The sequence below is a fragment of the Phyllobacterium brassicacearum genome (genome assembly GCF_003010955.1).
Taxonomy (GTDB): domain Bacteria; phylum Pseudomonadota; class Alphaproteobacteria; order Rhizobiales; family Rhizobiaceae; genus Phyllobacterium; species Phyllobacterium brassicacearum.
In genome coordinates this window covers 165,769-180,876 of the sequence record NZ_PGGO01000011.1, presented here as the reverse complement: position 1 = coordinate 180,876, position 15,108 = coordinate 165,769, and the positions used below count along the sequence as shown (strand labels likewise).

The 15,108-nt window shown below is 56.9% G+C and carries 12 protein-coding genes and 1 pseudogene; 6 read left to right on the top strand and 7 right to left on the bottom strand.

Annotated features, from left to right (window positions below; all coding sequences use genetic code 11):
- Positions 1-187: pseudogene (locus tag CU102_RS16165) on the top strand (IS630 family transposase); the annotation flags it as partial.
- Between the two features lie 1,087 nt (positions 188-1,274).
- Here CU102_RS16165 and ldtR read toward each other — a convergent pair.
- From ldtR to CU102_RS16150, 3 genes are all read right to left on the bottom strand, one after another.
- The gene (gene ldtR, locus CU102_RS16160) at positions 1,275-1,790 is read right to left on the bottom strand and encodes a transcriptional regulator LdtR (RefSeq protein WP_106712126.1); all 516 of its coding nucleotides are present in this window, start codon (positions 1,788-1,790) and stop codon (positions 1,275-1,277) included.
- A gap of 184 nt (positions 1,791-1,974) precedes the next feature.
- The gene (locus CU102_RS16155) at positions 1,975-2,403 is read right to left on the bottom strand and encodes a DUF6163 family protein (protein WP_106712125.1); all 429 of its coding nucleotides are present in this window, start codon (positions 2,401-2,403) and stop codon (positions 1,975-1,977) included.
- Positions 2,400-3,455 carry an enoyl-CoA hydratase/isomerase family protein gene (locus CU102_RS16150; protein ID WP_106712124.1) on the bottom strand — a complete coding sequence of 352 codons (1,056 nt, stop codon included), beginning with the start codon at positions 3,453-3,455 and terminating at the stop codon, positions 2,400-2,402. Before CU102_RS16150 ends, CU102_RS16155 begins: the two co-directional genes overlap by 4 nt.
- A gap of 160 nt (positions 3,456-3,615) precedes the next feature.
- Between CU102_RS16150 and hemB the strand changes: the two genes are divergently transcribed.
- The 5 genes from hemB to CU102_RS16125 all read left to right on the top strand — a co-directional run bounded on the left by hemB (position 3,616) and on the right by CU102_RS16125 (position 7,482).
- Positions 3,616-4,653 (top strand): porphobilinogen synthase, encoded by a 1,038-nt coding sequence (gene hemB / locus CU102_RS16145; RefSeq protein ID WP_106712123.1) that lies wholly within the window; start codon positions 3,616-3,618, stop codon positions 4,651-4,653.
- A gap of 79 nt (positions 4,654-4,732) precedes the next feature.
- Positions 4,733-5,203 carry an RDD family protein gene (locus CU102_RS16140; RefSeq protein ID WP_106712122.1) on the top strand — a complete coding sequence of 157 codons (471 nt, stop codon included), beginning with the start codon at positions 4,733-4,735 and terminating at the stop codon, positions 5,201-5,203.
- A 46-nt stretch (positions 5,204-5,249) separates the two neighbouring features.
- A complete protein-coding gene (locus CU102_RS16135) occupies positions 5,250-5,669 on the top strand; it encodes a hypothetical protein (RefSeq protein WP_106712121.1) in 420 nt (139 codons plus the stop codon).
- 100 nt (positions 5,670-5,769) lie between these two features.
- Positions 5,770-6,516 (top strand): arginyltransferase, encoded by a 747-nt coding sequence (locus tag CU102_RS16130; protein WP_106712120.1) that lies wholly within the window; start codon positions 5,770-5,772, stop codon positions 6,514-6,516.
- Positions 6,517-6,582: 66 nt separating this feature from the next.
- Positions 6,583-7,482, top strand: a complete 900-nt coding sequence (locus CU102_RS16125) for a DMT family transporter (RefSeq protein ID WP_106712119.1) — start codon at positions 6,583-6,585, stop codon at positions 7,480-7,482.
- A gap of 6 nt (positions 7,483-7,488) precedes the next feature.
- On the opposite strand, the gene CU102_RS16120 is transcribed toward CU102_RS16125, so the two are convergent.
- From CU102_RS16120 to parC, 4 genes are all read right to left on the bottom strand, one after another.
- A complete protein-coding gene (locus tag CU102_RS16120) occupies positions 7,489-10,635 on the bottom strand; it encodes an efflux RND transporter permease subunit (protein ID WP_106712118.1) in 3,147 nt (1,048 codons plus the stop codon).
- Positions 10,632-11,840, bottom strand: coding sequence for an efflux RND transporter periplasmic adaptor subunit (locus CU102_RS16115; RefSeq protein ID WP_106712117.1), 1,209 nt, complete (start codon positions 11,838-11,840; stop codon positions 10,632-10,634). Before CU102_RS16115 ends, CU102_RS16120 begins: the two co-directional genes overlap by 4 nt.
- A 26-nt stretch (positions 11,841-11,866) precedes the next feature.
- Positions 11,867-12,589, bottom strand: coding sequence for a TetR/AcrR family transcriptional regulator (locus CU102_RS16110; protein ID WP_106712116.1), 723 nt, complete (start codon positions 12,587-12,589; stop codon positions 11,867-11,869).
- 104 nt (positions 12,590-12,693) lie between these two features.
- Complete coding sequence (gene parC / locus CU102_RS16105; RefSeq protein WP_106712115.1) at positions 12,694-14,976, bottom strand: DNA topoisomerase IV subunit A; 2,283 nt, start codon at positions 14,974-14,976, stop codon at positions 12,694-12,696.
- Positions 14,977-15,108 lie beyond the last annotated feature (132 nt).

Here is a 15,108-nt window from a genome sequence, read left to right as displayed (position 1 = left end):
GAAATATTCCCCCGACCTCAATCCGATCGAACAGGTCTTTGCCAAGATCAAGCACTGGATGCGCCAGGCTCAAAAGCGAACCGTCGACGACACCTGGCGCCATCTCGGCTACCTCGCCAACACCATCGAACCAGACGAATGCGCCAACTACTTTACCAACGCAGGATACGCTTCGGTGAAAACATGAAACGCTCTAGAACATCAAATCAACCCGGCATTCAATCCTGAACTCGTGGCCGAACTCTCGCTGCTAAAGCCTATGGAGGAGGCGCTAAACAGGGTCTACAGCAAAGGTCACTTCGCGGGGCCGAAGATACGGTAAGGCTCGATATCTATGAACGTGTTAGTGACGAACTTGCGTGCATCTACGACATAAAAGCCGGCAAAAGAGGACTTAGTCCTGGACGAATGTCGGAGTTGGCAGAGTCAGTCGCAAGAAAGTACCCAGAAATCAAATGGTTCTTTGTTATCCAGATTAGACCAAGTACGGGCGTCATTAGAGGGGGAGGAAAAAAATGACAACCGTTGCGCAAGTCCGGCAAGCAGTGCGCCCACTCATTCAAAGGCACAGTGATCTTGCAAGCATTGGCCGGTTCGTAATGATTAAACCTGTCCGCCATATCTGGCGGGCAGTCTTCATTGAATCCACGAGTGATCCGCACGCGTTTGCGCCATATATCTCAGTTGACATTCGAGTGCCTGCGGAGACCAGACAGTCCAGAGGCATTGGGCAACGAATCTTCAGAAATATCTACGGTCCTCGGGATATCAGGTCGTCCGATTGGGATATCAGACAACCGGAAACGGTCAAACAAATGCTGGACATGATTGAAGACGAGGCCTTACCCAAACTATACGCTATCAATACGTTCGAAGATTATTTCGCATTCGTTTCGAGTTTCCGCTGGGAGTATACCGGGCATATCCAATATCTTGAGGTATTTATTCCGGTGGCCAATGGCGACCTCGAGCTTTCTCGAAAAAATCTTGAACGACATGCCCTAATACTTACCGATGTCAAAAAGTTCTACCCAGAGTTCTATCGCGCTCTCGTCGATGGTGTTCGCTGTGAATTGCCCGTATCCTGCATGATTGGGAGGCGGTCAGCGTCAACACGTACAAACTGGAGAAGATTTGGGAGCGAACGCCATTTCCGCTTGAGCTCTGAACGATTTCAAGAATTCGAGCGCGGCTCCAGCCAAGCTGTTGCACAAACAAAGCCCGCCTTCGCAGTTCGCGAAGCCGGGCTTTTGTTTGCCGAACTGTGCCGGTGCTTACATGCGGTAGGCAATGGAGTCGTTCCAGAAGCGGTCAAGGCGCTGGAGGGCCTTGTTCATGGACTGGAATTCTTCCGCCTTGATGCCGCCGACATGTTCGATGGATGCGACGTGGCGTTCGTAGAGCCCCGCTACCAGTTCCGCGACTTCCGTTCCCTTTTCGGTCAGGCTGACCCGGACCGAACGACGGTCGGTGCGTGAACGTTCATGGGAGATGAAGCCGAGTTCGACGAGCTTCTTCAGATTGTAGGAAACATTCGAACCCAGGTAATACCCGCGGCTGCGCAATTCACCGGCCGTCAGTTCTGCATTGCCGATGTTGAACAGCAGCAACGCCTGGATGGCGTTGATGTCACTGCGGCCATTGCGGTCAAATTCATCCTTGACAACATCAAGCAGGCGACGATGCAACCGTTCGACCAACTGAAGTGCTTCAAGATAAAGCGTACGCAATGCTGTATCACTTGGTGTAGAATGCTGGCTCGCACCAGACTTTCTCTGTGTGTTGTTCATAATACCTGCCTCACTGTTGTTTCGGTGTATTTTTCTCACCGTTGAGGCAACACTATCGAATGCATATAAAATTCGACTTAAAACACAGACTTAACAGTACCTTACCACGAATGAATCAATTTCAGTCTTAATGAAGACTTACCCGGTGCCGTCATTGTTGGAGCGCGAGATGGAAATCCGATGGCTATCGCACCGGCTTTGCCTGATGCCGTTTCTGCAGGAACAGCACGATGCGGAAGGCGATGTAAAGGAGCGCCACACAGCCATGCACAATGGCGATCTGCGGCCTGTAGAAGAAGTAATGGGAGAAAACCGTGAACATCAGCGTTTCGCCGGCGGCCGCCACAAACCAGATTACGGGGCCCCAGGAAACCATCATCCAGAGTCCCGTTGACGCCACGGGATAGAGCATGGCCAGCGACACGGAAGCGACTTTCCACTGCCAGGGCATCAGATCGAAGCGCCAGAGCAATCCTTCGTAATAGCCGCTCAGTTGCGCCCAGTAGCCAACACCGGCCACGAGACAATAGATCGAGACAAGCCGCAGGAACCAGACGAAGCCCATTTGCGCCATTGTCGGATCGAATGGCAGTTGCGTAGGTCTATCGCTCATGTCAGTTGCAGTTCCCGCTCGCCCAGGGGGGCGAAATAGGCATCCACCATCTCTGGCGTTACGTCATCAATATTCGCGGGTTGCCACACGGGCTTGTTGTCCTTGTCCACAAGAAGCGCACGCACACCTTCATAAAAATCGTGGTTCTCAAGCATGCGCGACAAAATCCGGTACTCCATTTGCATGCACTGATCCATTTCGAGATCACGTCCTTCTTCGATCTGCCTGAACGTCACGTGCAGGCTGGTCGGAGACCGGGTCTTGATGAGATCGAGAATGTGCTGTGCCCATTCGTTTCCGTTCACCCCGGCGGCGGCAAGGCGGATAAGACAACCGCCGAGCGTTTCCGAATCGAACAGCACACTTATCATATCGCGCGTCTTCTCGGGCGTTTCGTTGTCAGGATTGATGGTCTTACCCCGTAAAGCCGTATCGGGATTGCCGGTTCTGATCAGGCTCCGCCGTACCCTTTCCTTGTCCTCGGCCTTGATCGCATGTGTGGCGATACCGCTTTGCAGGCAGTCTCCTTGCCTGATGCGGTTGCCCGTCAGAGCGATATATGTGCCGAAATGCTCCGGCAGATGCGGCAGGAAGGCGCTGCCGCCGACATCGGGAAAGAAGCCAATACCCACTTCCGGCATGGCGAACATGACGTTTTCCGTGACGACACGGTGCGAACCATGCACCGAAATGCCAACGCCACCGCCCATGCAGATACCATCGATGAGCGAGATATATGGCTTGGGAAAGTGCCTGATATAAGCGTTCAGCCGATACTCCTCGGCAAAAAACTCATAGAGGGGCTTGCCGGCGCGGCCTGCTTGATAAACGGCAAGGATGTCTCCACCGGCGCAGAAGGCACGGCCCTCACCCTCGACGATTACACAAAGGACGTCCGGATCGGTCGACCAGGCGACGAGTGCACGATGGAAAGCAGCTACCATGGTGCGGGTCAATGCATTCAGGGCCTTTGGCCGTGTCAGTCGGACAAGCCCCGCCTTGCCCCGCCTTTCGAAGACGATTTCGCCCTCCCCGCCAAAATCGATTTCCATGCACCCCTCCACGCTTTCATGCCGGAGGTTAGGAAACTCCGGCGCACCGCGTCAATGGATCACAGAGTGAGACGAACAGCTTGGTCATGAGGCCGTTCCCTGTTAAAACCATTCCAAACAACAGGAAAAATGTCTGACTTCGACAGACAAGGCAGCAAACATGAACAAACACCCCGCATTTCAGGCAAATTCTCCAAGAACCGTTGACGAGATTACGCAAGGCCGCCGCCTGCGCCGCATGCGCAAGGCTGACTGGTCGCGGCGTCTGGTTCAGGAAAATCAGCTAACGGTCAATGATCTGATCTGGCCAATCTTCCTGTGCGAGGGGACCAATCGGCGTGAAGATATCAACGCCATGCCGGGTGTGCAGCGATTCTCCGTCGACATGGCCGTGCGCGAGGCCGAGCGGGCTGCGAAGCTCGGCATTCCCGCCATTGCCACCTTCGCGAATATCGACCCTGACCTGCGCGATGATGCCGGCTCGGGCATTCTGGATGCTGACAATCTCATCAATCGTGCGACACGGGCGATCAAGAATGCGGTGCCGGAGATCGGCATGATCACCGATGTCGCGCTTGACCCATTCACCAGCCATGGCCACGACGGCATCCTGCGCGACGGCATCATCGTCAATGATGAGACGGTCGAGCAGATCACCAAGGGCGCTGTATTGCAGGCAGCAGCCGGTGCAGACATCATCGCGCCATCGGACATGATGGACGGACGCATTGGCGCCATACGCGATGCACTCGACCAAAACGGCTTCCAGGACGTCGCGATCATGGCCTATGCGACAAAATTCGCCTCGGCCTTCTATGGCCCCTACCGCGAGGCGATTGGCACATCGGGCCGGCTGAAGGGCGACAAGAAGACCTACTATATCGACCCGGCGAACACCGATGAAGCTGTGCGCGAAGCCGAACAGGATCTAGCCGAAGGCGCGGATTCGCTGATGGTGAAACCTGGACTGCCCTATCTCGATATCATCCGCCGGCTGAAAGACACGTTTGCCATGCCGACCTTCGCCTATCAGGTCTCGGGCGAATACACGATGATCAAGGCTGCGGGCGCGAATGGCTGGATCGATGAAGAACGGGTCATGATGGAGACGCTGCTCGCGTTCAAGCGGGCGGGCTGCGATGGCATTCTGACCTATTTCGCACCGATTGTGGCGGGGCGATTGAAAGCCGGCTCCTGATTGCTTCTTGAATTACCGTTCTCGAATTCCCAATTTCAGCGGCACGGCATTGTGTCCGTCTCTTGAAACAGGAAATAAAATGAACGCGAAGACCCTTGATGGCGAAATCATCACCAACCGCCTGGACGACTGGCGATTGTATCAGGGCGTGCGGACAAGCCGCATCTTTGCATTCCTGATCGACTATGTGATCGTGTTTTTCCTGTGCATTCCTGTCGCGGTGCTGATCGCGATTCTTGGCGTGGCAACGCTCGGTATCGGCTGGACGCTGTACGGCATCATGTTTCCCGCCGTTGCTCTGGGCTATGTCGCGACGACGATGGGCGGACAACGCCAGGCGACCAAGGGAATGCAGATGATGGGCTTGCGGCTCGAGCGACTCGATGGCCAAAAGGTCGACGGGCTGCTTGCTGTCGTTCACACGGTCCTGTTCTGGGGTCTCAACGTCGTGCTCACACCGCTCATTCTGCTGGCGACGCTGTTCCTTGATCGCAAGCGGACTGTTCATGATCTTCTGCTCGGCACAGTTGTTGTTCGAGCCTACGACTAATCTCAAGGGCTCCTGAATCTGGGCTCTTTTTCATTTGGCTTTAATCATGATGAATGTACGCGTTTTTGCATTCGCCCTCGTGGCGATCGCTTCCTATGGTTTTGCTACCAACGGCGGCTTGGCTGCGTCCCCAGCCGGCCGATTTTGCGGCGAGATGATATCCAGCGGCGACTATCAGGACGTCGAAACGCTTCTGAATATTGGCAGGGATGGCCGCATAACGGGGGCTTATGAACTTGATGAGCCAGGTGGCCGCGTCGAGGGAACGCTGACTGAGAAGGACGGCACCGGCACATCTCGAACCCTGGTGTGGGCCGACAAGTACGGCACCGGAACGCTCGATCTGCACTTTTCCGATGACTATCAGGAATTCCAGGGTCGCTGGGGCGCCTCGACCAATGGCCGATCGGAGGCACCCAGTCATTCGTGGAATGGTATCCGCTGCTCCGGCCCAGCCATGCGATAATCTCACCGCAGACATTCACAGCTGAATACAATATAATTCAATTGACGTTTTCGGCGGTCGTACGATTCTATAGGTATTGCAGACCGTCCCAGGACCTTGAATGACGCACCAACCGCAGCAGTCACCACAGTTCTTCCTGACAGCACCCTCGCCCTGTCCCTATCTGGAAGGGCAGCTCGAGCGCAAGGTTTTTACGCACCTGGTTGGTGGCCGCGCCAGTGAACTTAATGACCTCCTGACACAAGGGGGCTTCCGCCGTTCGCAGAACATCGCCTACCGCCCAGCCTGTGAGAACTGCCGGGCCTGTGTCTCGGTGCGCATTCTTGCAGGAGAGTTCAAACAAGACAAATCCATGCGCCGGGTATGGAACCGCAACCGGGATCTCATCGGCAATATCCACCAGGCCGAACCTTCGACTGAACAATATTCGCTTTTCCGCCACTATCTCGATGCCCGCCACAACAAGGGCGGGATGTCGGAAATGACGGTCCTGGATTATGCGATGATGGTCGAGGATACGCATGTTCCGACTCAGATCATCGAATACCGGCGGCGCGGACCGGACTCCTTCATTACCAAGAAGGGCGAAGGCGAGCTGATCGCCGTAGCGCTAACGGATACCATGGGGGACGGCCTCTCGATGGTCTATTCCTTCTTCAATCCGGAACACGCCAGCCGCTCGCTTGGCACGTTCATGATCCTCGACCATATCCAGCGCGCTGCCGCAGCCGGTTTGCCCCACGTTTATCTCGGCTACTGGGTCGAAGGCTCGCGCAAGATGCAGTACAAAATCCGTTACAGACCCCAGGAACATCTTGGCCCCAAGGGTTGGGAGCGCCAAGATTAGGAACTAACCTAGCCTGCCCAAAACTGCCCTGGCATGCGGCAAATCAAAACAAGACGGAAACGCCACATGTCACAGCTGGAACTCGACCATCGCAAGGGTTTGCTAATCACCGGGATTGGGGGCCTCGTGCTTACCGCCGACATTCCCCTGCTCAGACTCGGCCAAGGCGAAACGTGGTCGACCCTGTTTTTGCGCAGCGTCACGACTTTCGTCGCCGCCTTCCTCATATGGGCAGTCTGGAGCCTTGCGACGGGGAAGAAGCCCAAAATTGTTCCGGGTCGAATTGGGCTGGTCGTCGCCGCGCTCTATGGACTGACGTCGATTACTTTCATGATCGCCGTCTATAACACCAAGACAGCCAACCTCGTTTTCATCCTGGCGTTCAACACGGTCTTCTCCGCCCTGCTTTCGTGGATTTTCCTGAAGGAACGGCCAAAGACCGTAACCTTCATCGCCATGTTCTTCATGCTGATTGGCGTCGGGATCATCGTGCGTGAAGGGCTTTCATCCGGCCATGTTTTTGGCGACCTGGTTGCTCTGCTCTCCACCTTCATCTTGTCGACGGCTATCACGGTCAGCCGTGCATCAGGCAAGGACATGGGCTTCGCCGCCATTGTTGGCACAGCGTTGCCCATGCTGGTAGCCGCCTACATGGTATCGCAGAATGGCTATGCCGTTGCGGTCCCTGGCTGGGTCATTTTCAACGGCGCGGTTGTGACCACCCTCGCGTTCCTGTGCCTCGCAACCGGTCCGAAGTTCATCTCCGGACCGGAAGTCGCGATGTTCTATCTCTTGGAAACCGTGTTGACGCCGATCTGGGTCTGGATGATCTTCTCAGAGCGGCCGAGCGATCCCACCCTGGCCGGCGGCTTGATCATCATCACCGCACTGGTCTGTCACTCGCTCTGGCAAATGTATCATGCCCGCAGGATGGCCCGGATGACGGCCCTGCGCCATCCGGTATAGCCCTCATTACTCAGCGGCTTCGGCATGCCCGCTTGAAGCATGCAACGGTACCGGACGTGTCCCTGACCGTGGAGTGGCTGCCGCCTCGTCCGGCTTGTTCGGCTTGAAGGACCAATGGAATGCGCGTCCCATCCAATGGCTGACATCATCCATGATCGTATAGAAGGACGGCACGAAGACGAGTGACAGCACCGTTGAGACGAGCAGGCCGCCGATCACCGCGATCGCCATCGGTGCGCGGAACTCGCCGCCGTCGCCAAAGGCCATTGCAGCCGGGAGCATGCCGGCCGACATGGCAATGGTCGTCATAACGATCGGACGGATACGCTTGCGGCCAGCATCGATGATCGCTTCGTTACGGGCTACGCCGTGTTTCACTTCTTCGACAGCGAAATCAACAAGCATGATGGCGTTCTTGGTGACGATACCCATCAGCATCAGAATGCCGATGACGACTGCCATGGAGACGGAATTGTTAGTCAGCAGAAGCGCGACCGCCACGCCGGCAATGGACAGCGGCAACGACATCAAGATCGTAAAGGCATGGAAAACACTGCCGAACAGCAGGATGAGCACGACGAAGACCAGCATCAGCCCCATGATCATCGCATCGCGGAAGCCGGTAAACACCTCGCCCATGACTTCGGCGTCGCCCGTTTCCTGAATACGAACGCCCTCCGGCATGGACTTGGCCTGCGGCAGATTCTTTACAATCTCGAGCCCTTCGCCGATTTCCTTGCCGCCCGCCATATTGGCACCGACAACCACACGCCGCTCGCGATTGAAACGTTCGATCGACGACGGACCCTGACCAAAAGTAATGTCGGCAATGGATTCCAGCGGTACCACAACACCGGAGGGCGCCGTCACGGTCAATGTGCTGAGAATCGACAGGTCGCGGCGCGACTCTTCGGTCAACTGAACGCGGATGGGGATCTGCCTGTCGCCGACAGTATATTTGGCCAGGTTCGGATCAAGGTCGCCCAATGTCGCAACACGTAGCGTGTCAGAAAGAGCGGAAGTGGATATGCCCAATTCCGCCAATTTGTCCATGCGCGGCGTTACAATGATTTCCGGGCGGTCCAACGCCGCCGTCGAGGACACAGCCTGGAAATTGCCCGTCGCGGTCATGGCACTCTGCAGCTGGCGAGCCTGTTCAGTCACCTTTTCGCCGTCACTGCCAATGACGCCCACAGCGAATTCGCGTTCGCCGCGATCGTTGACGAAATTCCCGCGCAAATCAGGCACCTCGGAGATCTTGTTGAAGATATCGACCTCGATCTGCTTCTGTGTCCGGTCGCGCTCGCTCTTGTGACTGAGTTTGACGATCATCGTCGCGCGGCGGGTGTCGAGCGACCCTGTTGGCGAAGCGCCGCCAGTAACATAGGTCTGCTCAACCTCCGGAATTTCGCGTACCAGCGATGCTGCCTGATCGGTCACCCGAAGAGTTTCTTCGATGGGCGCGCCAGGAGGAAGCTCAAGGCTGACGGCAACACGGGACTCATCCTGGGCCGGGACGAAACCCGATGGCAGGAAGCCCATTGCCCAGATGGCCGTCGCAAAAATGGCAATGCCACTGAAGAGCGTCAGCCAGCGATAGCGCAAGGTCACGGCGAGGAACCGGGTGTAGGCGCGAATCCAGCCTGTCTCCTGTTCCCCATGGTGCAGGTTCTTGCGGTCGCGCAACAAATAGGCGGTCATCATCGGCGTGATCAAACGGGCGACCAGCAGCGAGAAGAAAACCGCCACGGCGACCGTTAAACCGAACTGTTTGAAATATTGCCCTGCGATGCCACTCATGAAGCTGACGGGCGCAAAGACCGCCATGATCGTGACGGAAATCGCAATAACGGCAAGGCCGATCTCATCCGCCGCCTCGAGGGAGGCCTTGTACGGCGACTTGCCGGAACGCATGTGCCGGACGATATTTTCGATCTCGACAATCGCATCATCCACCAGGATACCGGTTACGAGCGTGATACCAAGCAGGCTCACCAGATTGAGCGAAAAGCCCATCAAGTCGATGGCCCAGAAGGTCGGAATGGCCGATAATGGCAAGGCGACTGCGGCGATCAAGGTTGCCCTGATATTGCGAAGGAACAGGAAAACCACGACGATCGACAGCAGCGCACCTTCCACCAGCGAACTCATGGCGGATTCGTAGTTGCCGTAGGTGTAATTCACCGAGTTATCGATGATGTTGAACCGGGCGTCGGGATATTTCTGTTGCAGCTGGTCCATGCGGGCCTGGACAAGCGCAAAGACATCCGTATCGCTGGCGCCCTTGGCGCGGAAGACCGCAAGTGACACAACGGTCTGGTTGTCCACACGGGCAAAGGACTTTGGCTCTTCATAGACATCGCTGATGGTTCCGAGCGCATCGAGGCGCACAGAGCGCCCGCCGGCGATCGGAATTTCCACAGCTCGCAGATCTTCCAGTGTGCGCGATGCCCCAAGCGTACGGATCGTCTGCTGGGTGCTGCCGAGATCGCCGCGGCCACCAGTGAGGTCGGCATTCATGGATTTCAGCGCACGGTTGACGTCGGCAGCTGTCACACCGAGGGCGGTCAGCCGGTCCGGATCGAGCGAGACACGGATTTCGCGCGTAACACCGCCATAGCGTTCCACACGGCCGACGCCCTTGAGCCCTTGGATATCACGAATGATCTTGTCGTCGACGAACCACGACAGCTCTTCCGATGTCATCGCCGGTGCAGAAACACCATAGGTCAGGATCGACGAACCTTCGACGTCAACGGAGTTGATGATCGGCTCCTTGATCGTCGCAGGAAGATCATCACGGATGCGGGACACCGCATCCTTGACGTCATCAAGAGCCTTTTGGGTATCCACCTCCAGACGAAATTCGACCAGCGTCGTCGAATTGCCCTCGGTCAGATTGCTGGTGACGTTCTTGACGCCGGTAATGTTGGCGACTGAGTCCTCGACGCGCTTGGCGATCTGCGTCTCAAGCTCCGTCGGCGCAACGCCAGGATCGGTGATCGACACCGAAATCAAAGGCACATCGATATTGGGAAACCGCGTAATCGGCAGTTTGGCAAAGGCCATGAGGCCAAGAACCGTCAATACGACGAACAGAAGGATCGATGGGACCGGGTTGCGGATCGACCACGCGGAAATGTTCCAGTTCATTTGACCGCCCCCGTCGCTTCATTGGTCACACGAACTGCCGTGACACGGTCACCATTGGCGACAAAGGTTCCGGCACGGGCAACGACATCCTCTCCCTCGTTCAGACCTTGCAGCACTTCGACGGTGCGGTCGCTGCGAATGCCGAGAGCGATCTTGCGACTTTCGACGACACCATCCTTGACCACCTGCACCAATGCGGACTTGCCATGATAAACGATGGCAGAAAGCGGAACGCTGATGCCGTCGCGACGCGCCAGCTCAATGATGGCACGGGCAAAGTTGCCGGGCCGGATGGCCGGATTCCTGTCGAGTGCGATCTTGACCGAACCGAGGCGCGAGCTTGCGGTAATCTCCGGGGATATAAGCCGTACACGGCCCGCCACTGGTTCCTGCATGCCAGAGACGCGAACAGCGACTGGCATATTTTCCTTCAGCCGGGGCAGATCGGCTTCCGGGATATTGGCAGCGAGTTCAAAATCCTGATCGCGAGCCATGCGGAATAGAGGGCCGGCATTGAACGAGACGATACCGCCGAGAAGAGCATTGCGGCTCAAGACGACACCACTTGCCGGTGCCCGCACATCAGCCTTCTGGATCCGCAGCATCACGTCGCGCTTTTGCGCGGCAACGAGTTGCAGCTGGGACTTGGTAGCGGCCAAGGCCTGCCGTGCCGTGTTGAGACGCGCATTGGCGCTGTCATGGGCATTGGTGGCATTGTCCAGCTCCATCTTGGAGTTGATGCCCTTGGCAGAGAGGGCGCGAGCACGGCCAAGTGCTTCCAGCGCCTGACGGACGGCAATCTCCGCGTCAACGATCTGCGCTTCGGACTGGGCAATAGAGGCTTCGGCCGAGGCGCGCTGTGCCTCGATCTGGGCGAGCTGAATCTCCAGCGAAGACTTGTCGAGACGGGCGAGAATATCGCCTTCCTTGACGACGTCTCCCTGGTCGGCATTGAGCTCGAGAACCAGCAGACCCGCTACGTCGGTGCCGACAGCCACTTCCTGGCGGGGTACGATCGTACCGGTCACGGTGAGCGTTGCGACCATCTCGTTCTGACTGGCGGGAACGACGTTGATGACCGGAGCCTTGGCTTCGTGGATTGCCGCCGCCGCTTTCTCTTCGGCAAATCCGCTAGCGGTCATGGACGTCGAGAGGCTCAAGGCGAGAGCCAGGGAGATCAGGATCTGTTTGCTATTCTGGCTCATCGGAATACCTAAGGTAAGAGCGATAACTATTTGTTTTCTAAAGACTTTGTCGGGCGCAACGTGGCCTCGGCGAGGGCCCGGAACACTGGTTCCAGCGCTTCGACGGGCACACCTTGCGAAGGGAAATTACGCATGATGATTCCCTCGCCCATCGCGGCGAGCGTTGCCACGAGGAGTTCCATATCCACAATGGGATCAATCTCCCCGCGCTCCTTGGCTGCGTCAAACGCCGCGAAGAGTTTTTCACGCATCAGGCCCTCGTGGAGTTCGCAGATCGCAGCAACACCTTCGTTGCGCATGGATTCTGCGCGCACTTCCACAAACAGACGGGCATTGGAATCGCGAGGTCCCGGCCCGGTGGTGTTCAGTGACATTTGCCGGACATGGTCGATACCCACTTGGGTAATTGCATCGATAATGTTGTCGGATTTCAACATGCGATCGAGGATTTCGGCGCTTTGCTGGCGATGAGCAGCGGATATCTTCTCGATGATAGCTTCCTTTGACGGAAAATAGCGGTAAAGCGCGCCAGGGCTCATGCCGGCTTCGGAGCAAATCTCGTTCATGGAGGCGCCCCGAAAGCCCGAGCGAATGAAACATGTTATCGCCGCGTTGAGGATGCGCTCTTCCTGCGCTTCGCGATTGCGCGCGCGTTTTCCGAACAATTTGGCTACGAAGCAGTGCGATGTATCGTCCGCGTCATCATCGGCAAAATTCGCTGCTTGCTTTGGCAAGACGTGATCAACCATAGGATTCCAAAAAAGAGAGAACGTTCTCTCTCATTTATAGCACCAGCGAGATACCGTCAATACGAGAATGATCATTCTCGAATCACTGCTGACACAAATTGCTCTTACGAAAACTTACCGGAACGCGGGAATCCCTTGGGCACCATGCGCCCGGCGGTAGCCCGTGGCCCAACCCACTCCAGCAATTCCAGCTTCCCGCGGGTGAAGCTGCGGCCCGAAGCATCCTGCCACGTCAGCCCCTGCGCCATGGTAAAGACCCGAATGTCGGAGACCCCGCCATCCTTGTAGCGCTGCAGGCGGACACCCTTGCCGCGGCCAAGCTCCGGGACCTCGGTGAGCGGGAACACCAGCATCTTGCGGTTTTCGCCGATGATTGCGACGCTGTCTCCAGTGACGGGTATGCAATGGCGCGCCTCGTCGGGCGCCTTGACGTTCATCACCTGCTTGCCCTTGCGGGTATTGGCGATGATTTCCGCCTCGGGCACGATGAAGCCATTACCGACATGCGAAGACAACAGCAGCTTCCGCTCCGGATTGTGCACGAAGGCCGTTACAATGTCCTGATCGTTCTCCATGTCGACGATGATACGGATTGGCTCGCCATGACCGCGTCCGCCGGGCAGGCTGTTGGCGCCGATCGTGTAGAACTTGCCGCCGGTGGTCAGGACCAGAATCCGATCTGTTGTCTCCGCATGAAAGGCCAGCTTGAGCTTATCGCCTTCCTTGAAAGTAAGCGCGGAGAAGTCGGGCAAATGCCCCTTCATGGCGCGCAGCCAGCCCTTCTCGGAGACAACGACCGTAACGGGCTCCTTCTCGATCATGGCGTGATGGATATCGGTCAGATCGTGCTGCGGCGCGTCGGCGAACGTCGTGCGGCGCTTGCCGAGCAGCGTATCGGGCGCATACTTCTTCTGCATTTCCGAAATTTGCCAGGAGATCGTCTGCCACTGCTTGGGCTCAGACCCGAGGAGCTGCTCGATCTCGTGCTTTTCCGTGGTAAGCCCCTCGAATTCCTTGCGGATTTCGAATTCCTCGAGCTTGCGCAAGGAACGCAGCCGCATATTGAGGATGGCTTCGGCCTGAACATCTGTAAGTTCGAAGCGACGGATCATCTCCTGCTTCGGCTCATCCTCCTCGCGGATGATGCGGATGACCTCATCAATATTGAGATAGGCGATCAGCATGCCGCCAAGGATTTCGAGGCGGCGCTCGATCTCGCTCAGGCGATGACATGAACGGCGGATGAGCACATCCTTGCGGTGCTCCAGCCATTCCTTCAGAACGTCACGCAGCGAGAGGACATTCGGCACCTTGCCGTTGGAAAGCACATTCATGTTCAACGGAAAACGCGTCTCGAGCTCGGTCAGCTTGAACAGGGATTCCATAAGGATATCAGGGTTGACGCTGCGGCTCTTTGGCTCCAGCACGAGACGCACGTCCTCTGTGGATTCGTCGCGCACATCGTCAAGCAAAGGCAGTTTCTTGGCGATCATCAACTCGGCGATCTTTTCGATCAGCCGTGATTTCTGCACCTGATAGGGAATTTCGGAAACGACAATGATCCAGGTGCCACGGCCCTGATCTTCGACATGCCAGCGCGCGCGCAAGCGAAAGCCGCCACGGCCGGTCTTGTAGGCATCGAGGATGGCGTCAGCGCTTTCGACCAGGATTCCGCCTGTCGGAAAATCCGGACCGCGAACCTTGGTCTTCAGGGGATCTTCGCCGTCCGCTTGCGACATCAGCTCTTCAACCGTCGCGTCCGGATACTTGATCAGGTGCAGTGCGGCAGCGCAGAGCTCGGATACGTTGTGCGGCGGGATTGACGTCGCCATGCCGACGGCAATACCGGACGAGCCATTGGCCAGGAGGTTCGGAAACGCGCCCGGAAGGACGATCGGTTCTTCGTCTTCCTCATTATAGGTCGGGCGGAAATCGACAGCATCCTCGGTGATGCCTTCAAGCAGAAGCATGGCGACATCGGTCATCCGAGCTTCGGTGTAACGCATTGCGGCGGGATTATCGCCGTCGATGTTGCCGAAATTGCCTTGCCCATCGACGACCGGATAACGTACCGCAAAGTCTTGCGACAAACGCACAAGCGCATCGTAGATCGACTGGTCGCCGTGCGGGTGGAATTTACCCATGACCTCGCCGACGATACGCGCGCATTTCGCGTAGGCCTGATCCGGCGAAAGACGCAACAGTCGCATGGCGTGCATGATGCGGCGGTGAACGGGTTTCAACCCATCCCGTACATCCGGCAAAGCGCGGTGCATGATTGTCGAAAGCGCATAGGCCAGATAGCGCTCTTCCAACGCTGCCTTCAGATCAACCGGTTCTACATTGTCGTCGTCGCCATTGTCAGGCGGAATCAGGCTTTTTCCCATGTCAATGGGTTATCAATTCGAGGAATCCCGGGCAAGCAATGATTCGCCAAGATCACAGGCAGTTGCCGGCATTTGGGCCAGGAAGCGCGTGACGCTTGCGCTGCAACTTCAAATCTGACTTTCTAGCGCCGG